We start from the raw sequence: 23,632 nt of genomic DNA, 5'->3' as shown, positions 1-23,632 counted from the left end.
GGGCCGGACATGACGCAGGTACCCCGCCCCGTCACGCGCCAGGTGCCGGTGCAGGCGCTGCCGACCCGGCGGCAGCCCGCGCCGCCGCCCCTGGACAAGCCCGGCCTGACCGAGGACCCGGACTGGTACCGCACGGCCGTGTTCTACGAGGTCATCGTGCGGGCCTTCTCGGACACGGACGGCTCGGGCACGGGCGACCTGCGCGGTGTCACGGAGCGGCTCGACTACCTGCAGTGGCTGGGCGTCGACTGCCTGTGGCTGCCGCCGTTCTATCCGTCGCCGCTGCGGGACGGCGGGTACGACATCGCCGACTACACGTCGATCGCGGGCCAGTACGGCACGATCGGGGACTTCACCGAGCTCATCGAGGCGGCGCACGCGCGCGGCATCCGCGTGGTGGTGGACCTCGTGATGAACCACACCAGCGACCAGCACCCGTGGTTCCAGGCGTCGCGGTCGGACCCGGAAGGCCCGTACGGCGACTTCTACGTGTGGTCGGACGACGACACGCGCTACGAGGACGCCCGCATCATCTTCGTGGACACGGAGACGTCGAACTGGACGTTCGACCCGGTGCGGCGGCAGTACTTCTGGCACCGGTTCTTCCATCACCAGCCGGACCTCAACTTCGAGAACCCGCGCGTGGTGGACGCGATGCTCGACGTCGCGCGGTTCTGGCTCGGGGTGGGCGTGGACGGCTTCCGCCTCGACGCCGTGCCGTACCTGTTCGAGGCCGAGGGCACCAACTGCGAGAACCTGCCGGAGACGCACGCGTTCCTGCGCCGGGTGCGCCGCATGATCGACGACGAGTTCCCCGGCCGCATCATGCTGGCGGAGGCGAACCAGTGGCCGCAGGACGTGGTGGACTACTTCGGCACGGCGGAGGAGCCCGAGTGCCACATGTGCTTCCACTTCCCCGTGATGCCGCGCGTCTACTACGCGATGCGCGACCAGCGCGCCCGGCCCCTGCTCGACATCCTCGCCGACACGCCCGACATCCCCTCGCCGGGCGGGCAGTGGTCCACGTTCCTGCGCAACCACGACGAGCTGACCCTCGAGATGGTCTCCACCGAGGAGCGCGCGGCGATGTACGGGTGGTTCGCGCCCGACCCGCGCATGCGGGCCAACATCGGCATCCGCCGCCGCCTCGCGCCGCTGCTCGACAACTCGCGCAAGGAGGTGGAGCTGGCGCACGCGCTGCTGCTCAGCCTGCCGGGCAGCCCGTGCCTGTACTACGGCGACGAGATCGGCATGGGCGACAACATCTGGCTGCCCGACCGGGACGCCGTGCGCACGCCCATGCAGTGGACGCCCGACCGCAACTCCGGCTTCTCCACCGCCGACCCCGGCAAGCTGTACCTGCCGCTCGTGCAGTCGCTGGTGCACCACTACCAGCACGTCAACGTCGAGGCGCAGCTCGCGCAGCCGTCCTCGCTGCTGCACTGGGTGCACGGGATGCTCGCCGTGCGTCGGCTGCACCCCGCGTTCGGCACCGGGGCGTTCACGCCGCTGGACGCCGACGACGACGCCGTGATCGCGTTCACCCGCACGTCGGCGGACGAGACGCTGCTCGTGGCGGCCAACCTGTCCGCGACGGCCCGGTCGTCGGTCGTCCGGGTGCCCGGGCGGGAGGGATGGTCGCTCACCGACCTGTTCGGCGGCGCACGGTTCCCCGATGTCGGCCCGGGCGGCGCCGTCACCATGACCTGGGGGTCGCGCGACTTCTACTGGCTGCTGCTGAGCCCGCCGGCTCCCGTCGACGGTGACCCCTCCGCGCCATCGACCGGGGGCGAGCCGGCATGACCGCCGTGCGGCCGGCCGCGGGCGTCCCCGACCCGAGCGTCGGTGAGCTGCTCGCGGCCTGGCTGCCCGGCCGGCGGTGGTTCCCCGCGGGCGGCGCGAGCGCCGCCACGGTGCGCGTCGAGCCGTGGCTCGCGGTGACGTTCGACGACGCCGCCCCCGGTGTCCCGGGCCCCGACGACGCCGACGTCGTCGTCCTCCTGGTGCGCCTGCGCGGCACGGGCGTGCCGGGCGGCGAGGTGGTCGCGCAGGTCCCGCTGGTGCTCACCGACCCGGGCGCGCGGGGCCCGGGGTTCGTCGCCGAGGTCCGCACCGCCGCGGGCGACGTCGCCGTGCACGACGGCGGCGCGCACCCCGCCTGCTGGCTCGCCCTGCTGCGCGCGGCCGGCGTGGGCGACGGCGTGGCGGGCGACGAGCTCGTCGCCGGCGGGCAGGTCGTCGCGGGCGAGCAGTCGAACACGAGCGTGGTGCTGCCGGGCGTGCCGTCGCCGGACGGCACCGGCGGGATGCTCAAGATCCTGCGCACCGTGACCCCCGGGCCGCACCCCGACGTCGTCGTCCCCCGCGCCCTGACGCGCGCCGGCTGGGACGGCGTGCCGCGTTTCCTCGGCGCGCTCCAGGTGCCGACGGAGCCCGGCACGACCACCGCCCTGGCCGTCCTCAGCGAGCTGGTGCCGCGGGCCCGCGACGGGTTCGAGCTCGCCTGCGAGCACGCCGGCCGCGGCGAGTCGTTCGCGCACCTCGCCGCCGACCTCGGCCGCGTCGTGGCGGAGCTGCACGCGGTGCTGCGCCAGGCCATGCCGCCCGGGCCGCTCCTCGACCCGGCGACGTTCGTCGGGGGCCTGCGCGACCGGGCCGCGCTCGCCGTCGCCGAGGCGCCCGGCCTGGCGGCCCGGGCACCCGCGATCGACGCGCTGCTCGACGACCTGCAGGGACGCCTGCCGCGGCTGCGCCTGCAGACCGTGCACGGCGACCTGCACCTCGGCCAGGCACTGCACGGCGAGACCGGGTGGAAGCTGCTCGACTTCGAGGGCGAGCCGCAGCGGCCCGCTGCCGAGCGCACGGCCCCCGACCTCCCGCTGCGCGACGTCGCGGGCATGGTCCGCTCGTTCGCGTACGCCGCGGCCGTCGGCGGCGCGCCCGACCCCTGGGAGGCCGAGTCCGTGCACGCCTTCCTCGCCCGCTACCGCCAGTCGGCCGACACCTCCGCCGCCGTGAGCGGCCTGGCCACCCGCCGGCCGCCGGAGCTCGACCCGCCCACCGCCGACGCCACCCTCGCCGCGCTCGTGCTGGACAAGGCGCTCTACGAGGTCGTCTACGAGACCCGGCAGCGGCCGACGTGGGTGCACATCCCGCTGTCGGCCGTCGACCGGGTGCTCAACGCTCCCCGCTGACCCGGCCCGTCGCCGTCACCCGCAGCAGGAGCGCACGGTCCGGGTCGAGCACGGGCAGCGCGAGCCCGACGCCGGCCAGCAGGTTCCCCGGCAGCGTGACGTCGCCGGAGACCGCCCACGGCAGGTCGGCGCCCCAGCGGGCGGCGACGCCGTCGAGGTCGCGGGCGGGCCCGTCGAGCCGCACACGGTACTCGCGGCGCGGGTCCAGGCCCGGCAGCGGGACGGGCCCGGGCGGCCAGGAGTCCGACGTCGCGGTGCTCACCCAGGCGAAGAGCGCGTCGTCGGCGTCGGGCGAGACGACGCCGTGCAGCCGGTACGCCGGGTCCGGGTGGTCGGCGTGCACGACCGTCCCGCCGTGCAGCAGGCCCCGGACCTCCTTGGCGTACGCCACCCACTGTGCGACGCGGGCGCGCTCGGCGGCCGTCGCCTCCGTGAGGTCCCACTCGACGCCCAGGTGCCCGAACAGGGCGGTGGCCGCACGGAAGTCGAGCGGCAGCGCGCGGCCCGACGTCGGCGCGACGGGGGCGCTGACGTGCGCGCCGAGCAGCTCGTACGGCACGAGGAGGTTCGTCCAGCGCTGGATCTCCTGCCGCTCGTGCGCGTCCGTCGAGTCGGACGCCCACACCCGGTCGGTGCGGGCGAGGATCCCCAGGTCGACCCTGGCGCCGCCCGACGCGCAGGTCTCGACCTCGAGGCCGGGGTGCCGCGCGCGTAGCTCGTCGACGAGGCGGTAGAGCGCGAGCGTCTGCGCGTGCGCGGCCGCGCGGCCCGACGGCGCGTGCCCGGCGCCGACCAGCTCGCGGTTGTGGTCCCACTTGAGGTACGCGATCGGGTACTCGTCGAGCAGGGCGTCGAGCTGCCCGAGCACGTGGGCGTACGCGCCCGGGTGCGCCAGGTCGAGCACCTGCTGGTTCCGCGCCGTGCCCAGGGCCCGCCCGCCGGCCCCGGTGAGGACCCAGTCCGGGTGCGCCCGCGCCAGGTCGGAGTCGGGGTTGACCATCTCGGGCTCCACCCACAGCCCGAAGTCCATGCCGAGCGCGCGCACCCGGTCCACGAGCGGCCACAGCCCGTCGGGCCAGACGTCGGGCGACACCACCCAGTCGCCCAGCCCGGCGGCGTCGTCCCGACGCGCGCCGAACCAGCCGTCGTCGAGCACGAACCGCTCGGCGCCCACCTGCGCCGCCGCCTCGGCCAGCGCCGTGAGCCGGCCCAGGTCGTGGTCGAACGTCACGGCCTCCCAGGTGTTCACCACCACGGGCCGCGGCGCGCGGGGGTGCTCCGGCCGCGCCCGCAGCCAGTCGTGCACCCGCACGCTCACGCCGTCGAGCCCGACGCCGTGCACGGCGTAGGTCCACGGCGAGACGTACTCCTCCCCCGCCTCGAGCCGCACCTCGCCGGGCAGCAGCGCCTCGCCCGCGGCCAGCAGGCCGACGCCGTGCGGCGAGCGCTCCGCGACCATCCGCTGGTTGCCCGACCAGCCGGCGTGCACGGCCCACACCTCGCCGTGCCGGGCGCCGAACCCGGCCTCGCCCGCGCACAGGAGGAAGCCGGTGTCGAAGCCCGGGCGGCCGCGCAGGCTGCCGCGCTCGTGCCGGCCGTGCGCGAACGGCAGCCGCTGCGGGGACCGGTCGCGCAGCTGGTGGCCGGTGAGGTCGAGCAGCTCGACGGCGCGCGCCGGCACGGGCAGCGCGGGCAGCACGCCGGCCAGGTCGTAGGGCGCGCCGTCGCCCGCTCCCCGGTCCTCGGCCGTGGAGCGCACCGCCGCCCGGAGCCGGACCAGGCCCGAGCGCGCCTGCTCCACCTCGAGCCGCAGGGCGAGGCCGGCGTCGCCGTCCGTCGCGGTCACCACGACCCCGGACGCCCAGGGCGCGGGCCGCTCCGCCGCCTCGTCCCCTGTCACGACGAACCGCGGCGCGGGGGCGGCTCCCGCCCGGTGCCCGGTCACGCCCTGCACGCCGGGCCAGCCGGCGGACGCCTCGGGCAGCAGGGACACGGGCATCGGCCCGTCGACCGGGTAGCCGAACGGCTGCGGCGCCGTCGCGAGCGTCAACGCCGCCAGGGCGTCGTCGTCGAGCTCCCCGAGGTCCGCGCCCCAGTGCGCGACGACGGGCAGCCGGTCGCCGTCCAGGCGCAGGAGGAGGCTGACGCCGCCGGCACGCAGGTGCACGTGCCGGGGCGGGGCGGCCGTCGTCACCGCGATCCGACGAGCTGGTTGAGGGACCGGAGCACGTGCGGCGCGACCAGCGCGGCAGGGTCGAGCCGGACGCCGTCCGGCACCGTGACGCGCACCTCGGCCGACTCGCCTGGCAGCAGCGTGACGAGCATGTCGTCCACCCGGGCGTCGGGGTGCGCCTTGTCCGCGAGGAGCGTGAGGTCGCGCACCAGGGCGCGCGCCGTGACCCGGACGAGGTACCCGCCGGCGATCTCGTCGACGTCCGTCGCGAGCTCCGGCGCCGCGAGCGCGGAGTCGCGCGGCTCGGCGTAGAACCAGTCCGCGCGGGCGCCGTCGACGTCGGCGACGAGCAGCTCGGCCGCCCCGTCCCCGGCCACGGCGACGTCCGCCGGCACCGGCACGGTGACCGCGGCGCGCGCGCCCACCTCGACGTCCCGCTCGACGGCGGCGAGCTCGGCGCCGTCGAACCCGACCCGCCGCAGCCGCAGCGCGCCCGACCACGGCTCGTCCGTGTCGTTGACGAGCACGGCCGCCAGCCCGTCCGTGCCGTCCCCGACGGGCTCCCCGCCCGCGGCGGAGCGCGGCTGGATCGTCACCAGCCGGTCGGCGTGCGCGTGGGCGAGGGCGTGCAGCAGCGGCTTGGGGCGGCCGTCGCCGTCCACGGCCGCCCAGGACGTCACGGGCCAGCAGTCGTTGAGCTGCCACACCACGGACCCCATGCAGCGCGGGCTCCACGAGCGCAGGTGCTCGACCGCGACGCGGACGGCCGTGGCCTGGTTCCACGACATCGCCCAGTGCCAGTCGTCCATGTCGTCGGGCAGGGGCAGGTGGGAGAGCAGGCCGTCGGTGAGCTTGTCGTTGCCGCTCATCGCCTTCTGGTGCACCTGCATCCCCGGCGACTCGGGGGTCAGCGGGTCGTCGCTCACCGAGCGCACGAGCGTGGACCAGGTGGGCGGACCCTGCCAGCCGAACTCCGCCATGAAGCGGGGCACGATGTCGCGGTAGTGCGGCCAGTCCTCCCGGTTCCACAGCTCCCACGAGTGCATCGACCCGTGCCGGGGGTCGTTGGGGAACAGGTCGGGCTCGATCGGCAGGTCCCCCGACCAGGGGCTCGACGGCGTGTACGGGCGGGTGCCGTCCAGCTCCGCCACGACGGCGGGCAGCAGGTTCTCGTAGTAGTCCAGCCCCCACGTCCTGCCGTCGAGGCGCTTGATCCAGCCCCAGGTCCGGTGCCCCCAGACGTTCTCGTTGCTGCCGTTCCACAGCACCAGGCTCGGGTGCGGCGCGAGACGGGAGACGTTGTCGCGCGCCTCGGCCTCCACCTCGGCGCGCAGCGGCTCCTCCTCCGCGTACGCCGCGCACGCGAACGCGAAGTCCTGCCACACCAGCACGCCGCGCTCGTCGCACTCGGCGTAGAACTCGTCCGCCTCGTACACGCCGCCGCCCCACACGCGCAGCAGGTTGATGCCGGCCAGCTCCGCCTGGCCGAGCCGCGCGGCGTAGCGCTCCCGGGACACGCGGGGCAGGAACTCGTCGTCGGGGATCCAGTTGGCGCCCTTGACCCACACGGGCCGGTCGTTGACCACGAACGTGAACGACGTGCCGTCGTCGTCGGGCTCGACCGCCAGCCGCACGGACCGGAAGCCGGTGCGTGCCGCGTGGGCGTCCAGCACCGCGCCGCCCGCGGCGTCCTCGGCCAGCGTCACCGCGACGTCGTGCAGCGGCTGGTCGCCGTACCCGCGCGGCCACCACAGCGCGGCATCGGGGACCTCCAGGTGCACGACGGCGGCGCTCTCGCCGGCGGCCAGGCGCGCCGACGCGGCGACGTCCGCGCCGTGCCCGGTGACGCGGACCGCGACGTCGAGCGGCCCGTCGTGGGACGCGCGCTCGACCTCGACGTGCACGTCCAGCCGGCCGGCGCGGCGGGCGACGTCGGCCGTCGCGAGCGGGCGGACCTCCGCGAGGCGGGCGCCGCTCCACGACTCGAGCCGCGCCGCGCGCCAGATGCCGACCGTCGCGGCGTCGATGCCCCAGTCCCAGCCGAAGTTGTACGCGGCCTTGCGCAGCGCGTTGAACGGGTGGTGGTTGACCTGCGGCCGGTAGCCGAGGGCCAGGCTGCGGGCGTCGGCCTCGCGCACCGGCGACGCGAACCGCACCGCCAGCTCGTTGGCGCCCGGCCGCAGCAGCGCGGTGACGTCCCACCGGTAGCGGCGGTGCTGGTTGGCGGTGCGCGCCACCTCGACGCCGTTGAGGGTGACCGTGGCGACGGTGTCCAGGCCGTCGAAGACCAGGTCCTGGCGCTCGTGCCCGTCGGGCTGCCACCCGAGGGTGGTGCGGTACTCCCAGTCGCACGCCCCGATCCACTTCAGCAGGGCCTCGTGGTCGTCGAGGTACGGGTCGGGGATCAGGCCGGCGGCGAGCAGGTCCGTGTGCACGGTGCCGGGCACGGTCGCGGGCACGCCGCGCTCGTCGTGCAGGGCGGCGGCGAGCGCCGCGGGGACGGGGCCCGCGACGGCGCGGACGGTCCAGCCGTCGTGCAGCGGGACGGCGGTGGTGCGGGTCATGCGGATCCTCCGGGAACGGTCGTGACGAGGGTGGGGCGGGCCGGGGCCGCGCCGGTCGGGCTGGTCGGGGCGCCCGGGCGGGTCGGGCCGGCCGAGGGTGCCGGGGTCAGCGGACGGCGATGCGGACGCCGCCGGCGCGGGAGACGAGCTCGCCCTGCAGCACGAGGGCGGCCGCGCCGATCGCGGCGGCCTCGGCCGCCGCCGACGAGATGACCACCTCGACGTCGTGCGCGTGCCGGGCGATCGACGACGCGGCGAGGCGCTCCCGGACCGCGGGCAGGTAGACGGAGCCGGCGAGCGCCATCGCGGGGCCGGTGAGCACCAGGCGGTCGACGTCGAGCACCTGGGCGAGGGTCTGGGCCGCGACGGCCACGTAGCGCGCGGACCGGTGCAGCAGGTTGGCGGCCACCGCGTCGCCCGCGAGCGCGGCGCGGGCCAGGGCCGCGAACCGGACGGAGACCGGCCGGTCCGTGCCGCCGAGGTCGAAGCCGGCCGCCTCCGCGGCCGCGACGACGGCGCGCGGCCCGCCCAGGGCCTCCACGCAGCCCCGCGATCCGCACCAGCACTCCGGCCCGTCCACCTCGACGCACACGTGCCCGACCTCGCCCGCGTTGGAGCTCACGCCCCGCAGCGGGACGCCGTCGAGCACCGCGCCGGCGCCGATCCCGGTCGCCAGGTAGAGGGCGGCGAAGGCGGAGCTGCCGCCCGCCCCACCGGTCCAGTGCTCCCCCACCGCGGCGGCGGTCGCGTCGTTGTCGAGGACGACGGGCAGTCCGGTCGCCTCGCCGAGCCGGCGCCCGAGCGGGAAGTCCGCCCAGCCGCCCATGGCCGGCCCGGTGAGCACCAGGCGCGAGCCGCGCGACAGCGGACCGGGCGACACCACGCCGAGCCCCAGGACGTTCTCCCACCGGGCGCCGGCGCTGTCGACCAGTCCCCGCACCGTCTCGGCCATCGCGTGCACGACCGTCTCCGGGTCCCCGACCGGCGACGTGCGACGCAGCCGCGCCACGACCGCCCCGTCCAGGTTGACCAGGGCGTAGGTGACGTCGGTCCCGTCGAGGTGCACCCCCACCGCGTGCCGGCTCGTGGGCACGAGCTCGAGGAGCACCCGGCGCTTGCCCCCGGTGGACTCGGCGAGCCCCGTCTCCTGCACGAGGCCGTCCTCGATGAGCCGGCGCACCGTGGTGGACACCGTGGCCCCGGTGAGGCCGGTGGCGGCCGTGAGCTCCACGCGGCTGATCGTCCCCGCGGCGCGGATCGCGTCGAGCACGGCCGCGCGGCTCGACGGCACCCCCGCCGACGGGCCCGCGGGCCCGAGCACCTCTGTCATGGTCAACCTCCCGGCTCAGGGTGTCACGTCCCGGGCACCGCGCACGGTCCCGCGCATCGTCCCGGGCACGTGGCACGGTCACGACAGCTCCGCGAGACGCCGCTCCGGGTCGGGAGAGGCCGCCCGCAGCGTCTTGGTGTAGTCGTGCTGCGGGCGCAGGATGACGTCGTCGGCCGGGCCGCGCTCCACGATCGTCCCCCGGTGCATCACCAGGATCTCGTCGGAGAAGTGCCGCGCGGTCGCCAGGTCGTGGGTGATGTACAGGACGCCCAGGTCGTCCTCCTCCTGCAGCGAGGCGAGCAGGTTGAGGACGCCGAGCCGGATGGACACGTCGAGCATGGAGACGGGCTCGTCGGCCACGAGGATGCCCGGTTCCGGCGCGAGCGCGCGGGCGATGGCCACGCGCTGCCGCTGGCCGCCGGACAGCTCGTGCGGGCGCCGCTGGGCGTAGTCCTCCGCGGGGTCGAGCCGCACGCGCCGCAGCAGCGCGAGCACCCGCTCCCGCACCTCGGTGTCGCCCAGCCGCGGGTGGTGCAGCCGCACGGGGCGCTCCAGGTGGTGCCCCACCGAGTGGTACGGGTTGAGCGAGCCGAACGGGTCCTGGAACACCATCTGCACCTGGCTGCGGTACGCCACCTCCGCGCGGCGCCCCCGGCCCACCGGGGCGCCGTCCACGAGGATCTGGCCCGACGTCGGTCGCTCCAGGTGCATGAGCATCTTCGCGATCGTCGACTTGCCCGAGCCGGACTGCCCCACCAGCGCGGTGGTCCGCCCCGGCTCGAGCCGGAAGGACACTCCGTCCACGGCCCGCAGGTCGGCGGACCGGAAGCCGGAGCGCAGCTTGTACACCTTGGTGACGTCGCGCACCTCGAGCGTGGTCATGCCCTCTCCTCCTCGGCGTCGTGCCCGGTCGTGGCGCCCGCGGGCACCGCCCGCGACCCGTGCCGCACGAACCCGCCGCGGTCCCCGGTGAGGCTGGGGAACGACGACAGCAGCGTGCGCGTGTACTCGTGCTGCGGGGTGGTGTAGAGCGTGAGCGCGTCGGCGAGCTCCACCACCCGGCCCTCCCGCATCACGGCGATGCGGTCGCTGATCTCGAGCAGCAGCGGCAGGTCGTGCGTGATGAACATGACCGCGAACCCGAGCTCGTCGCGCAGCCGCGCGATCTCCTGCAGGATCTCCCGCTGCACGACGACGTCGAGCGCGGTGGTCGGCTCGTCCATGATCATCACCTGCGGGTCCAGCGCCATCGCCATCGCGATCATCACGCGCTGCCGCATCCCGCCGGACAGCTCGTGCGGGTAGGCGGTGAGCCGGTTGCGCTCGACGCCGACCCGCTCGAGCAGCTCCCCGCACAGCGTGCGCCGCTGGGCCTTCGACATGCCCGGCCGGTGGGTGGTGAGCACGTCGTCGAGCTGGTCGCGCACCTTCTTCACCGGGTTGAGGGAGTTCATCGCGCCCTGGAAGACCATCGAGATCTTCGACCAGCGGAACTGTCGCAGCTCCTCGCCGTCCATGCGCATGACGTCGAGCGCGTACCCCTCGCGGGAGTGGAACTCGACCGAGCCCGCGGTCACCTCCGCCGGCGGCTTGAGCAGCCGCGTCACCCCGTAGGCGAGGGTCGACTTGCCGCAGCCGGACTCGCCGGCCAGGCCGAGCACCTCGCCGCGGCCGAGCTCGAGGCTGACGTCGCGCACCGCGTGCACCGGCGTCGCCGTCTGGTAGGTGATGCTGAGCCCCTCGATCGAGAGCACCGGGGGGCGGGCCGTCCCGGTCGAGGGGACCGCCGCCTGCGTCGCCGCGGTCATGCGGCCACCTCCGTCGGGTCGGTCGCGACCGTGGCGGTCCGGGCGCGGCGTCGCCAGCCCTTGCGCTCGGCGCGGGTCTGGCTGCGCAGCTTCGGGTTGATGATCTCGTCGATCGAGTAGTTGACGAGCGACAGGGCGGCGCCGAAGACGGCGATCGCGAGGCCCGGCGGCACGAACCACCACCACGCCCCGAGCCGCAGGGCCAGGCCGTTCTGCGCGTAGTAGAGCATCGTGCCCCACGTGAACGAGCCCGTGGCGCCCAGCCCCAGGAACGACAGGCCGGCCTCGCCGAGGATGGCGAAGATGACGGCCATGACCACCTGGGAGGCCAGCAGCGGGATGAGGTTCGGCAGGATCTCGACGACGAGCACGCGCCACGGCCGCTCCCCCGCCACGCGGGCGGCGAGCACGTAGTCGCGGCCCCGCACGCTGAGCGTGAAGCCGCGCAGCACGCGGGCCGACCCGGCCCAGCCGGTGATCGCCAGCACCAGGGCCACGAGCAGGATGCTCTTGTCCTGCACGTAGCTGGAGATGACGATGACCAGCGGCAGGCCCGGGATCACGAGCATCACGTTGGACAGCAGGGAGAACGCCTCGTCGGTGAGCCCGCCCGCGTAGGCGCCGACGACGCCGAAGAACGCGGACAGCACCAGCGTGAGCACGCCGACGATCGCGCCGATCAGCAGCGAGCCACGGGTCGCGTACGCCAGTTGGGCGAGCACGTCCTGGCCCGTCTGCGTGGTGCCGAGCAGGTGGTCGGCGCTCGGCGGGGTCATGCCGATGCTGTCCACCGCCGACGGGTCCTGCACGAACAGCGGGCCCAGCAGCCCGAAGAGCACGAAGGCCACCACGATCGACGTGCCCACGACGAGCTTCGGGGTCAGCGGGGGCAGCGGGATGCGGCGCCGGCCGACGCCCGGGGGCGCCGCCCCGGTGGGCGCGTCGGCGGTCCCCGTCTCGACGCTGCCGACGATCTCGGAGGAGGTGATCGACATCGATCCGTCCTTTCTCGGGTCGCGGGTCAGCCGCGCGCGCGGGTTCGGGGGTCGATCACCGAGTACAGGAGATCGACCAGGAGGTTGGCGCCCAGCACGGAGAGCGTGATGACGAGGAAGATCCCCTGCATCAGGGCGTAGTCGCTGCTGTTGACCGCGGAGAGCAGCGCCGACCCGACGCCGGGGTAGCTGAACACCGCCTCCGTGACGATGGAGCCGCCGACGACGAAGCCGAGGGAGATCGCGAAGCCCGCGATCGACGGCAGGACGGCGTTGCGCGCCGCGTACGTCCGCATGATGCGGCCGCGCCGCAGCCCCTTGGCCTCCGCCGTGACGATGAAGTCCTCGGACAGCGTGGACACCATCATGTTGCGCATCCCGAGCATCCAGCCGCCGATGGACGACAGCACGATGGTCAGCGCGGGCAAGGTGCCGTAGTAGATCACCGAGCCGATGAACGGCGCGTTCCAGCCGGGCGACGTCGTGTAGACGTCGTAGCCCCCGTTGAGCGGGAACACCTGCCACATCGAGCCGAAGACGTACAGGAGCACCAGGGCCAACCAGAAGTACGGCACGGACTGGAACATCGTCGTGACGGGGATGAGGTTGTCCAGCCACGACCCGCGACGCCAGCCCGCCAGCGTGCCCAGCCCGACGCCGAGCACGAACGAGATGATCGTGGACAGCCCGATGAGGCCCACCGTCCAGGGCAGGGTCTGGCCGATCACCTGCGTCACCGGCGCGGGGAAGTACGAGACCGAGACGCCGAGGTCGCCGTGGGCGAGCTGGCGCAGGTAGTCCACGTACTGCTGCCACAGCGGCGACGACGAGTCGGCGCCGAGGAGGAGCTCGATGGCGTGCCGGGTGGCCGGGGTGACCTGGCCCTTCTGGGCCAGCTTCGACACCAGCTGGTCCACCGGGTTGCCCGGCATGAGCCGTGGGATCAGGAAGTTCAGGGTCAGCGCCGCCCACAGGGCGACGACGTAGAACCCGAGCTTGCGTGCGACGAACGTCATGTCGTTGACCTCGCGGTCTTCCTCCTCGGCGCCCGCACGTCAGCCGGCCGGCTGGATGGTCTTGAGGACGATGCCGTTGTCCCAGGCCTTCCAGGACGCGGCGAACGCGTACTTGTCGTCGTTGTCCGGCCAGCCCGTCACCCGGGTGTTGTTGAACTCCGTGAGCGTCGAGTTGATGTAGATCGGGACGTACGGCAGGTCGCGGGCGATCTCCTCCTGGACGATCGCGTACTGCGCCTTCTGCTCCGCCTCGTCCGAGGTCTCCGAGGCCGCCTTGATCGCGGCGTCGACCTTCTCGTTCGCGTAGCGCGCGTAGTTGCCGCCCGAGGCCATCTCGCCGACCTTCGCGGTGTTCACGGAGGAGTACTTCGGGTTGTAGGTGAAGTACGGGTTGTCGGACGCGCCCAGCCCGATCGAGTCGAGGGAGAGCTGGTAGGTGCCCTTGAGCTGGTTGTCGTTCCACTCGTTCCACGCGAGCTGCGACGGCTCCAGCTCGATGCCCACGGCGGCGAGCTGCTGCTTCATCGTGTCGTTCAGCGAGATGAAGTCCGACCAGCCGGTGACGGTCTGGATCGTCATGCTCAGGCGCTCGCCGTCCTTGGCGCGCACGCCGTCGTCGCCCTTGACCCAGCCGGCGTCGTCGAGGATCTGGTTCGCCTTGTCGACGTCGGCGCCGGCGGGCGTCTCGAGGTTGGCCGGGTCCGCGATCCAGTCGGCGTCGCGCTCCGGCAGCAGCAGCGTGGGCGAGCCCGTGCCGGCGAAGCCGCCGCCCGCGAGCTGGTTGAGCTGGTCGCGGTCGAGCGCCCAGTACATGGCCTGGCGCACGGCCGGGTCCGTCTGCGGGCCCTCGCAGCCGAGGTCGGTGCTCGAGCACGTGTAGATCGACGTCGTCAGCGCCGGGGTGTTGACGTACGAGATCTCCTCGTTGTCCTTGAGCATCTGGTCGAGGCCCGGCAGGAAGGAGCTCATCCAGTCGACGTCGCCCGCGAGCAGCGCGGCGGACGCGGCGTCGGCCGTGTCGAGCGAGATGTAGCGGACCTCCGAGACGGACGGCTTGCCCTCCTCCCAGTACTCCGGGTTCTTCTCGAGCAGGTAGCTCTGGGGGGTGAAGTCCTTGAGCATGTACGCGCCGGTGCCCACGGGGTCGGGGTTGATCGTCGTGATCGGGTCGTCGATGGCGGACCACACGTGCTCGGGCACGATCGCCTGGTTGCCCAGGACCTGCGCCTCCTGCATGAAGGAGTTCTTCTCCGGGAACGTCAGCACGACGTGCGTGTCGTCCGTGGCCTCGGCGGTGGCCGACAGGCCGGACGTGTTGAGCTCCGGGGTCTTCTGGATGAGGTTGAAGGTGAACGCCACGTCCTTGGCCGTGAAAGGCTCACCGTCGGACCAGCTCACGCCCTCGCGTGTCGTGATCGTCAGCTCGGTGCCGTCGTCGTTCCAGGCGAACTCGGTGCCCAGCAGCGGCGTGGGGTCGGAGGTCTCGGCGAGGTTGTACCAGAACAGCGGCTCGTAGATCACGCCGAGGGTGGGCTGCAGGGCCGTGGGCGAGAACGGGTTCCAGTTCTCGTTGATGGTGCCGGTCGAGCCGTTGAACACGGTGATCGACGCGTCCTTGCCCCCGCCCGACGGCGAGGCCCCGCCCCCGCCGGAGCCACCGCCCGAGCAGGCGGTCAGCGCGAGCAGGGCGGCCGAGGCCGCGGCGATCCCGGTGAGCACCCGGCGACGGGCACGGCGTCGTGTCATGTCGGTCATCAGGAGTCCTTCTGTCGGTCGCCGTCCTTGGCGACACCTGAGCGCCGCTCCTCGAGCCCGCACCCCCATCGGTGCGGCGAGCCTGCGAGCCGGCAGGAACTTTTGTAGCGCGTCGAAGAAAGTCTGCGCAAGAGGTGGCCCGCGATTCGGGACGACGCCGGCGAGATGCCCGCCGAGATCCGCGGAATACCGGGCTCGAGCGCGGGACGCCACCGGGAACGCGCGATCTCACCGGTGGACCGAGGCGCCAGATCTTTGTTCGCGAGCCGAACTAGCGATGTCGCGCGTCTCGCCGGGTACCGTGTGGCCGTGCAGCCCTCCCCGTCCCCCGACGTCGTCGGCCTGGTCCTCGCCCGACCGGCCCGGCTCCTCGCCATCGAGCCGTTCTTCATGGAGCTCGTCGCGGGCATCGAGGAGGTGCTCACGGCCACCGACCGGTCCCTGCTGCTGCACGTCGTCCACGACCTCGACGCCGAGCTCGCCACGTATGCCCGCTGGACCCGCAACGGCACCGTCGGCGCCGTCGTCGTCACCAACGTCCGCACCGACGACCCGCGGCCCGCCTCACTGCGCGAGCTCGGCCTGCCGTACGTCGTCGCAGGCGGCCCGCAGCCCGCCGACGACGCGCCGCACGTGTGGATCGACAACGCCCGCCCCGCCCGCGACGCCGTCGGCTACCTCGCGGACCTCGGCCACGCCGTCGTCGCCCGTGTCACCGGGCCGGCGGTCTTCGCGCACACGCGCACGCGCACCGACGCGTTCCTGGAGCGCTGCCGCACCGCGGGCGTCGTCCCGCACGTCGTCGAGGGCGAGTACACCGAGGAGTCCGGCGCCCGCGCCACGGACGAGCTGCTCGCGCTGGACCCGCGGCCCACCGCCGTCGTCTACGACAACGACGTCATGGCCATCGGCGGCCTCGAGCACGCCCGCTCCGCCGGTCTGCGGGTGCCCGAGGACCTGTCGATCGTCGCGTGGGACGACTCCGCGCTCTGCCGGCTGTCCTCGCCACCGCTGTCCGCGATGCACCACGACGTGCACGGCATGGGGCGGCTGATCGGCGAGGCCGTGCTCGACGCCGTCGAGGGCACCGTGCCGACCACGCGCACCGCGCCCTTCCCCCGCCTGCTGGTCCGCGGGTCGACCGCACCGCCGCCGCGGGCCGACGCCCCCGACGTGTCCACCCGGTAGGGACCGTACCGACGTGGAACAGTGAGGCCATGACCGGGTCCGCCGCCGCCCCCGCACCACCGCCCGTCGACCCCGAGGTGCTGACCGCCCTGGCCCAGGGCACCCTGCACGACCCGCACGCCGTGCTCGGGCCCCACCTGCTGGACGACGACCCCCCGCACGACCGGGCCTGGGCGGTGGTGCGCGTGCTGCGGCCGCTGGCGGACGAGGTGACGGTCGTGACCGCGGACGACGAGCACCCGGCGCGGCACGTCGCGGCCGGCGTGTGGGAGGCGGTGGTGCCCGCGGGCGTCGACGCCGCCGGTGCTCGGCACGCCCCGGACTACCGGGTGCGCACGCGGTACGACGACGACGTGCAGACGGTCGACGAGCCGTACCGCTTCCTGCCCACCCTCGGCGAGGTGGACCTGCACCTGATCACCGAGGGCCGCCACGAGGAGCTGTGGCGGGCGCTCGGTGCGAACCCGCGCCGCTTCCCGAGCGCGCTGGGCGACGTCGAGGGCACGGCGTTCGCGGTGTGGGCGCCGAACGCGCGCGGCGTGCGGCTGGTGGGCGACCACAACCGCTGGACGACGGTGCACCCGATGCGTTCGCTCGGCGCCAGCGGGGTGTGGGAGCTCTTCGTGCCCGGCGTGGGCGCGGGCACCCGGTACAAGTTCGAGGTGCTGGGCGCCGACCGCGTGTGGCGGGCGAAGGCGGACCCGCTCGCCAAGGGCACGGAGGTGCCGCCGGCGACGGCGTCCGTCGTCGTCGACTCCGCGTACGCGTGGGGCGACGGCGAGTGGCTGGAGCGCCGCGCCGCGTCCGACCCGCACGCCGGACCGGTGAGCGTCTACGAGGTGCACCTCGGGTCGTGGCGGCCGGGGCTCGGCTACCGCGAGCTGGCGGAGGAGCTCACGGCGTACGTCCTCGAGCAGGGCTTCACCCACGTGGAGCTGATGCCCGTGGCGGAGCACCCCTTCGGCGGGTCGTGGGGCTACCAGGTGACCGGCTACTACGCGCCGACGGCGCGGTTCGGGCACCCGGACGACTTCCGGTACCTGGTGGACCGCCTGCACCAGGCCGGGGTCGGCGTCATCCTCGACTGGGTGCCGGGCCACTTCCCCCGCGACGAGTTCGCCCTCGCGCGGTTCGACGGCGGCCCCCTGTACGAGCACCCCGACCCCCGCCGCGGGGAGCAGCCCGACTGGGGCACGTACGTCTTCGACTTCGGCCGCCGCGAGGTGCGCAACTTCCTCGTCGCGAACGCGACCTACTGGTTCGAGGAGTTCCACGCGGACGGCCTGCGCGTCGACGCCGTCGCGTCGATGCTCTACCTGGACTACTCGCGCAAGCCCGGCGAGTGGGAGCCCAACGTGCGCGGCGGGCGGGAGAACCTCGAGGCCATCGCCTTCCTGCAGGAGGCGAACGCGACGGCCTACCGCCGCTCCCCCGGCGTGATGATGATCGCCGAGGAGTCCACGGCCTTCCCCGGCGTCACCCGGCCCACCGACGCGGGCGGCCTCGGCTTCGGGCTGAAATGGAACATGGGCTGGATGAACGACGGCCTGCGGTACGTGGCCCACGACCCGATGTACCGGCGCTACCACCACCACGAGCTGACGTTCTCGCTGGTCTACGCGTTCTCGGAGCAGTACGTGCTGCCCGTCAGCCACGACGAGGTCGTGCACGGCAAGGGCACCCTGCTGCGCCGGATGCCGGGCGACCGCTGGAAGCAGCTCGCCGGCGTGCGCTCCTTCCTCGCCTACCAGTGGACGCACCCCGGCAAGCAGCTGCTGTTCATGGGCCAGGAGTTCGCGCAGGACGCCGAGTGGGACGAGGGCTCCGGCCTCGACTGGTGGCAGCTGGAGACGCCCGGCCACGCCGGCGTGCAGCGCCTGGTGCGCGACCTCAACGCCCTGTACCGCGTCACGCCCGCCCTCTGGGAGCGGGACTTCGACCCCGCCGGCTTCGAGTGGCTCGACGCCGACGACGCCGACCACGACACCCTCTCGTGGGTGCGCCGGTCCGCCGCCGGCGACCCCGTGGTCGTGGTGGTGAACTTCGCGGGCGTCCCGCACGAGGGCTACCGCCTCGCGCTGCCCGACGGCGGCGCCTGGGACGAGGTGCTCAACACGGACGCCGAGACCTACGGCGGCTCCGGCGTCGGCAACCTCGGCCGGGTGGAGGCCCAGGACGTCCCGTGGAAGGGGCGGCGGCACTCCGTCACGCTGCGGGTGCCGCCGCTCGGCGCCCTGGTCCTCCGGCCGGCCGGCTGAGCCGGGTCTGGAATCCGGAGTCAGTAGAGGCTGATCGCCAGTCGCTGCCGGGCCTTGACCACGCGCGGGTCGGTGGGCCCGACGATCTCGAAGTACTCGACCAGCCGCACGCGGAGCTTCTCCTTGGTGTCGGCGTCGGCGCCGGGGAGCAGCTCGAGCAGGCGGGCGAAGGCGTCCTCGACCTTGCCGCCGAGCATGTCCATGTCCGCCACACCGAGCTGCGCGTCGACGTCCGCCGGGGCGTCGGCGGCGGCCGTCCGGGCCGCCTGCAGGTCCGCGCCGCGCGTGCGCTGCAGCAGCCGCACCTGCGCCAGCCCGGCCACCGCGAGAGCGTCCTTCGGGTCCTGCTTGATGGCCTTCTCGTAGGCGGCGACGGCGGTGTCGAGGTCGTCGCGCTCGATCGCGTCGTAGGCCTCCTGGTGCAGCGGCGGCAGCGGCTCCTCGGCCGGCTCCGCGGCCTCGTCCTCCGCGGGCACCTCTCCCTCGCCGCCCTGGGCCGGGGCCCGGCCCGTGACGCCGTTCTGCTCGGCCGCGGCCAGCACCTGGTCCAGGACGTCGCGCACCTGCTCCTCGGGCGCCGCGCCCTGGAACAGCGGGAGCGGCTGGCCCTGCAGCACCGCGACGACGGTCGGCACGCCCTGCACCTGGAAGGCGGCGGCCACCTGCGGGTACGCCTGCGCGTCGAGGCGGCCGAGCAGGAACCGGCCGGCGTACTCCTCGGCAAGACGGCCCAGGAGCTCGCCGAGATCGGCGTTGGCCTTGTCGGTGGGGATCCACAGCAGCATGACCACCGGGTACGTGGTCGAGTCCTGCACCACCTGCTGGAAGTTCGCGTCCGTGACGTCCAGCACGTAGCCGCCCGCCGAGGGCGCGCCGCCGGGCTCCCCCGGGGGCGGCGACTGCGGCCGGTTCAGCGCCGACAGGTCGACGGCGCCACGCGTGCTGAAGGTCGGGTCGGGCGTGGGGTTGGTCATGGGCGACATCCTACGAGCGGGACCGATGGGTGGAGCGTCAGTTGGAGGCGGCCGTCGCGACGTGGGAGTAGCCGAGCGGGCGGATCTTGCCGTCGGAGTCCTTGGCCGGGACGTACAGCGCGACCATGTCCGTGTACCGCGTGGTGAGCATGTTGGTCTGGTCGGCGTCGCCGAGCAGCGCCTTCTGCGTCTCGGACAGGGCGGGCACCTTGGCCTCGTCCTCCGCCTCGACCGTCGTCTTGCCGTCGAGGACGCCCATGACGAGCGCGCCGCCGTCGGCCGTGCGGATCGCGCGCACCTCGTCCTTGCGCGCCTTGTACTTCTGCGAGTACTTGGTCCCGGACTCCTCGAAGCCGGGGACCTCCTTCCACGCCGCCGCGTCGGCCGCGACCGCGGCGACCAGGTCGCCGTCGGGCAGCTCGAACCCCTTGGCGAACGACGACTTCTTGGCACCGAGGGTCACCAGGTCGGCGTACTGCGCCAGCGCGTCCGCGGGCGTCGCCGCGAGCGTGTCGTCGTCGGCGGCCACGGCCTCGGACCCGATCCCGGCGTCCGCGAACGCGGGCATGCTCTGGTCCGGGATGAGCTGCGTCCAGGCCCACATCTTGTAGTCGGAGCGCGCCGACGCCTGCTCGAAGGCGACGAGGCGCGGCGTCTCGAGGTCCTCCGTGCTGGTCGTGATGGAGAAGCTCGTGCGCGGCCAGCCCTCGGTGGTGGGGATGATCATCTGCTGCGACTCGCTCGGGATGTCCGTGACGAACTCCGCGTTGTCGCGCTTCTTGGCGACGGCGAGCTGGCTCTTGCGCACCTCGTACGCCGGGCCGGTCACGCGGGGCTTCAGCGCGGAGCTCTTGAGCTCCTTGTCGGCCTTCGCGACCGTGTCGGCGACCGCGGTGAACACCTGGGTGTCCTGCTCCTTGGTCAGCACGGGTCCGGTGAACGCCTCTCCGGCCTGGGGCTGGGGCAGCTCGTCGGCGCAGCCGGCGAGCAGCGTCGTCGAGACGACGAGGGCGCTCGCCACGGCGAGCCCACGGGTGGTACGGCGGTTCATCGGTTCTCCCCGTCGTTGTCGGTCGTCGGGTCGGCGGCCGGCCCCGTGCGGGAGGCGTCGCCGAAGCCCCACGTGGCGCGCCAGGCGGCGGCGCGGCCCGAGGGCGTGGACGTGTCGGGTCGGACGGCGCCCTGCTCGGACGCCTGCTCGGCCTGGGCGGGACGCACGGCGGGGATCGAGCCCGTGATGGCGCGCAGCATGCGGGTCATCCCGCCCTGCTCCGCGGCCCGCCGGGCCTCCTCCTGGGCGCGCAGCTCCCGCCGCGTCATGCGGAGGGCGCCGGTCGCCGTGGGCGGCTCGGCCGGCACCGGCTCGTGCGCGGTCTGCTCGGCCGGCGCCGGCACCGCCGGGGCGGGCACGGGCACGCCCGCGAAGGGCGCCGGGACCGCCGCGTCGACGGCGGTCGGCGCCGCCACGGGCGCCGGGTCGGACGACGGCACGGCAGGCGCGTCGGTCGGTGCGTCGGCGGACTCGTCGCGCTGGCGGCGGCGCGACCGGCGCAGCAACCGGCCCGCGAGCGGCACCTCGGCGGTGCCGGCGGCCGAGTCGCGCGCGGTGCCGTCCTCCGGGGAGTCGTCCTCGCCCTCGGCGCCCGTCGCCGGCTCGGCGGGGGCACGCTGGTCGTCGTCCGCCGCGGGCTCGGCGGGCGTCGCCGACGCCCACGGGCTGGTGCCGTCCGCCGTGGTGCGCACCGAGGCGAACGGCGCCCCGAGGCCGCCCGACGGCGGTCCGTCGTCGTGCAGGTCGGTGCCGCCGCGCGACTCCTGCTCCTCGAGGTCGGCCCGGTGCGCGCGGGCACGACGGCCCCCGAGCACGAGCAGGAGGACCCCGCCGACCACCAGCACGACCCCCACCCCGACGCCGGGCCAGAGCCACGGCGTGCTGACGGCGCGCGGCCAGCTGAGCTCCAACGTCGGCGCCGTCGCGTCCTCGCCGACACCGGCGGCGAGCAGCGTCCAGCGGCCCGGGCGGTCGCTCCAGCGCAGTGTGACGCTGTTCTCGTCGGAGGCCTCGGCCACCCACATGTCCGACCCGGCCGGGTCGGCGCCGGTCTTCGGCTCCTCCTCGGACTCGGCGTCGGGGTCGGCGGGCTCGCCCTTCGTGACGGCGAGGTTCTCCCAGTCGCTCAGGCCCGTCACGCGCGAGTACGGGTCGTTGCCGACCCACCCCGCGACGTCGACGTCCCGACCGACGGCGAGGGTGACCTTCTGCCCCTCGGGGACGGACGCGCTGACGGTGACGTCGCCACCGACCAGCCCGAGGACACCGGGGTCGGTGACGACGAGCGTGCCGTCACCGGTCGGCTTGGCCGTGGCGACCACCGTGTCGGTGTCGCGCCAGACCGTGGCCGAGGCGACACCGAGCGCGGCGGCAGCCAGTCCGACCAGGACCAGGACACCGCCCAGAATGCGTTGCAGCACCGAGCTTTCCCTTCGACGTGGACAGTCCAGCATAGGGACGGCGCAGAGGGCTCCGTCCACGTGACCGCCCTGGCGGGGTGCGGTTCACGAACCCTTCACGACTCGCGTACGACCGGCTCGCCCCGGCTCCTGCGCGTCGTCACGACCCGTGGAACACTGCCGGGGCGGCGCCGTCGTGCCGCACCGACCCGGCGTGGGAAGATGTCCGACTCGTCCCGCCAGGGCAAGAATGTCCCGAGTATCGGCGCCCTGCCCCCGCCACTATCCTGGCGACGCCGGGGCACCCACCATGTACGGAGGTCTGCACGTGTCCGACGAGCGCACGCTCTTCCCGATCACCATGCGCGGTTACGACCGCGCGCAGGTGGACGGTCACATCGCCCGACTCGAGCAGGCGCTGGAGGAGGCCCGCCGGAACGTCGAGAGCACCGACGCGCGCGCCATGCAGATCTCCTCCGAGCTCGCGCTCGCGCAGCGCCAGCTGCGGGAGAACGAGAAGCCGTCCTACGCCGGCCTCGGCTCGCGCGTCGAGCGCCTGCTGCGGTCCGCGGAGGAGCAGTCCACCGAGGTGCTCACGCAGGCGAACCAGCAGGCCGCCGACATCATGGCGCGGGCCAAGCTGTCCGCCGGCCAGGTGCGCGCCCGCGCGGAGTCCGAGGCCTCGGAGCTGCTGGGCAGCGCCCGCCGCGAGGCCGAGGAGATCCGGTCCACGACGGCCGCCGAGGCGGAGGGCACGCTGCTCGCCGCCCAGCGCCGCGCCGAGGAGCTCGTCGGTTCCGCCGAGCGCGAGGCCGCCCTCATCACCAGCACCCTCTCCGCGGAGGAGAGCGAGCGCCGCGCCACCCTCGAGCGCGAGATCGGCGTCCAGCGCTCCACCGCGGAGCGCGAGACGACGGAGCTGCGCGTCTCGGCCGAGCGCGACACCGCGCAGCAGCGGGCGCAGGCCGCCGCCGAGGCCGCGGCCCAGCGCGAGGAGGCCGACCGTGAGTCGACCGACCTCCTGGAGCGCACCCGCCGGGAGGCCGCCCGCATCATCGCCGAGGCCAAGCACCAGGCCGCCGAGGCGTCGGACGCCGTCACGACCGAGCTCGAGCAGCTGCGCGAGCAGGCCCGCGCCGCGCTGGCCGACGCCGAGCTGGAGATCGCGCAGCGCCGCGAGCAGGTGGAGCACGAGGCCGCCGCCCGGCACGAGACGGCCCGCCAGGAGACCGACCTGCTCGTCCGCGCCGCCGAGGAGCACGCAGCGGAGGCCGAGCAGCGGGTCGCGCTCGCCCTGCAGCAGGCGGAGAAGGTCCGCGCGGAGTCCGACGCGTACGTCAAGGCCCTCGTCGCGGACGCCCGCCGCACCGCGGACGGGATCGTGGCCGAGGCCCGGGAGTTCACCGAGCAGATGGTCAACGACGCGCGCGCCGAGGCGGAGAACCACCGGTCCACCGCCACGCGCCAGCTCGAGGACCTCACCCGCCGGCACGACTCGATCAACTCCTACCTCGAGGAGCTGCGCGGGCTGCTCGGCGCGGAGAAGTCCGCGCCGCAGACGCCGGCAGGCTCCGGCCAGCCCGTCGCCGTCGTGCAGGCTGCCGTCCCCGCTCCGCCGGCGCCGCCGTCCACGACGGTCGCCGAGCCCGACGTCCAGTCCGAGGTCGAGCCCGAGGTCGAGCTCGACGTCGAGCCCGAGGCGGCGGCCGACGACGAGCCCGCCGACGCGGACGTGCTGGAGCCCGCCGAGGACACCTCTGACGACGCCGACGCCGACGCCGACGCCGAGCAGGAGTCCCCGGCCCCGTCCAAGGCCTGAGCCTCGCGCCGAGACACCGCGGGCCCGCCACCGACCGGTGGCGGGGGCCCGGGGGGGCGGGGGGCGGGGGGGGGGGCTGGCCGGCGGGGGGGGGGGGGCCCCCCCCC

General features: G+C 74.4%; 16 protein-coding genes. 5 read left to right on the top strand and 11 right to left on the bottom strand.

Annotation, left to right across the window (positions count from 1 at the left end; translation table 11 throughout):
- Positions 1 to 9: 9 nt before the first annotated feature.
- Both treS and ABZ493_RS19095 read left to right on the top strand, forming a co-directional pair.
- Positions 10 to 1,803: a maltose alpha-D-glucosyltransferase gene (treS, locus tag ABZ493_RS19100; RefSeq protein ID WP_430583707.1), complete on the top strand. Its 1,794-nt coding sequence runs from the start codon at positions 10 to 12 to the stop codon at positions 1,801 to 1,803.
- A complete protein-coding gene (locus ABZ493_RS19095; RefSeq protein ID WP_430583706.1) occupies positions 1,800 to 3,194 on the top strand; it encodes an aminoglycoside phosphotransferase in 1,395 nt (464 codons plus the stop codon). The genes treS and ABZ493_RS19095 overlap by 4 nt, the downstream gene beginning before the upstream one ends.
- On the opposite strand, the gene ABZ493_RS19090 is transcribed toward ABZ493_RS19095, so the two are convergent.
- The 8 genes from ABZ493_RS19090 to ABZ493_RS19055 all read right to left on the bottom strand — a co-directional run bounded on the left by ABZ493_RS19090 (position 3,178) and on the right by ABZ493_RS19055 (position 14,835).
- A complete protein-coding gene (locus tag ABZ493_RS19090; protein WP_430583705.1) occupies positions 3,178 to 5,388 on the bottom strand; it encodes an alpha-galactosidase in 2,211 nt (736 codons plus the stop codon). The two genes, ABZ493_RS19095 and ABZ493_RS19090, sit on opposite strands and share 17 nt — an antisense overlap.
- Positions 5,385 to 7,931, bottom strand: a complete 2,547-nt coding sequence (locus tag ABZ493_RS19085) for a glycoside hydrolase family 2 protein (protein WP_430583704.1) — start codon at positions 7,929 to 7,931, stop codon at positions 5,385 to 5,387. The genes ABZ493_RS19090 and ABZ493_RS19085 overlap by 4 nt, the downstream gene beginning before the upstream one ends.
- 106 nt (positions 7,932 to 8,037) lie before the next feature.
- Positions 8,038 to 9,261 (bottom strand): ROK family transcriptional regulator, encoded by a 1,224-nt coding sequence (locus tag ABZ493_RS19080; RefSeq protein ID WP_430583703.1) that lies wholly within the window; start codon positions 9,259 to 9,261, stop codon positions 8,038 to 8,040.
- 78 nt (positions 9,262 to 9,339) lie between these two features.
- Positions 9,340 to 10,143 (bottom strand): ATP-binding cassette domain-containing protein, encoded by an 804-nt coding sequence (locus ABZ493_RS19075; protein ID WP_430583702.1) that lies wholly within the window; start codon positions 10,141 to 10,143, stop codon positions 9,340 to 9,342.
- The gene (locus ABZ493_RS19070; protein WP_430583701.1) at positions 10,140 to 11,069 is read right to left on the bottom strand and encodes an ABC transporter ATP-binding protein; all 930 of its coding nucleotides are present in this window, start codon (positions 11,067 to 11,069) and stop codon (positions 10,140 to 10,142) included. Before ABZ493_RS19070 ends, ABZ493_RS19075 begins: the two co-directional genes overlap by 4 nt.
- Positions 11,066 to 12,064, bottom strand: a complete 999-nt coding sequence (locus ABZ493_RS19065) for an ABC transporter permease (RefSeq protein ID WP_430583700.1) — start codon at positions 12,062 to 12,064, stop codon at positions 11,066 to 11,068. The genes ABZ493_RS19070 and ABZ493_RS19065 overlap by 4 nt, the downstream gene beginning before the upstream one ends.
- A gap of 26 nt (positions 12,065 to 12,090) precedes the next feature.
- Entirely contained in the window at positions 12,091 to 13,080 is a 990-nt protein-coding gene (locus ABZ493_RS19060) for an ABC transporter permease (RefSeq protein WP_430583699.1), read from the bottom strand.
- Positions 13,081 to 13,119: 39 nt separating this feature from the next.
- Positions 13,120 to 14,835 (bottom strand): ABC transporter substrate-binding protein, encoded by a 1,716-nt coding sequence (locus tag ABZ493_RS19055; RefSeq protein WP_430583698.1) that lies wholly within the window; start codon positions 14,833 to 14,835, stop codon positions 13,120 to 13,122.
- 309 nt (positions 14,836 to 15,144) lie between these two features.
- Here ABZ493_RS19055 and ABZ493_RS19050 point away from each other — a divergent pair, with 309 nt between their 5' ends.
- Positions 15,145 to 16,023 carry a substrate-binding domain-containing protein gene (locus ABZ493_RS19050; RefSeq protein ID WP_430583697.1) on the top strand — a complete coding sequence of 293 codons (879 nt, stop codon included), beginning with the start codon at positions 15,145 to 15,147 and terminating at the stop codon, positions 16,021 to 16,023.
- Positions 16,024 to 16,052: 29 nt separating this feature from the next.
- Positions 16,053 to 18,281, top strand: a complete 2,229-nt coding sequence (glgB, locus tag ABZ493_RS19045; protein WP_430583696.1) for a 1,4-alpha-glucan branching protein GlgB — start codon at positions 16,053 to 16,055, stop codon at positions 18,279 to 18,281.
- A 20-nt stretch (positions 18,282 to 18,301) separates the two neighbouring features.
- On the opposite strand, the gene ABZ493_RS19040 is transcribed toward glgB, so the two are convergent.
- Genes ABZ493_RS19040 through ABZ493_RS19030 form a run of 3 tightly spaced genes read right to left on the bottom strand, consistent with a single transcriptional unit; the run spans position 18,302 to position 21,727 of the window.
- On the bottom strand, positions 18,302 to 19,255 hold the full coding sequence (locus ABZ493_RS19040) for a tetratricopeptide repeat protein (protein ID WP_430583695.1): 954 nt from the start codon (positions 19,253 to 19,255) through the stop codon (positions 18,302 to 18,304).
- A 37-nt stretch (positions 19,256 to 19,292) separates the two neighbouring features.
- The gene (locus tag ABZ493_RS19035) at positions 19,293 to 20,306 is read right to left on the bottom strand and encodes a hypothetical protein (RefSeq protein WP_430583694.1); all 1,014 of its coding nucleotides are present in this window, start codon (positions 20,304 to 20,306) and stop codon (positions 19,293 to 19,295) included.
- A complete protein-coding gene (locus tag ABZ493_RS19030) occupies positions 20,303 to 21,727 on the bottom strand; it encodes a hypothetical protein (protein WP_430583693.1) in 1,425 nt (474 codons plus the stop codon). Before ABZ493_RS19030 ends, ABZ493_RS19035 begins: the two co-directional genes overlap by 4 nt.
- A gap of 307 nt (positions 21,728 to 22,034) precedes the next feature.
- Here ABZ493_RS19030 and ABZ493_RS19025 point away from each other — a divergent pair, with 307 nt between their 5' ends.
- Positions 22,035 to 23,525 (top strand): hypothetical protein, encoded by a 1,491-nt coding sequence (locus ABZ493_RS19025; RefSeq protein WP_430583692.1) that lies wholly within the window; start codon positions 22,035 to 22,037, stop codon positions 23,523 to 23,525.
- Positions 23,526 to 23,632 lie beyond the last annotated feature (107 nt).

The organism is Isoptericola sp. NPDC019482 (assembly GCF_040632295.1).
GTDB lineage: Bacteria > Actinomycetota > Actinomycetes > Actinomycetales > Cellulomonadaceae > Isoptericola.
This window is presented reverse-complemented; position numbering and strand designations above follow the sequence as displayed.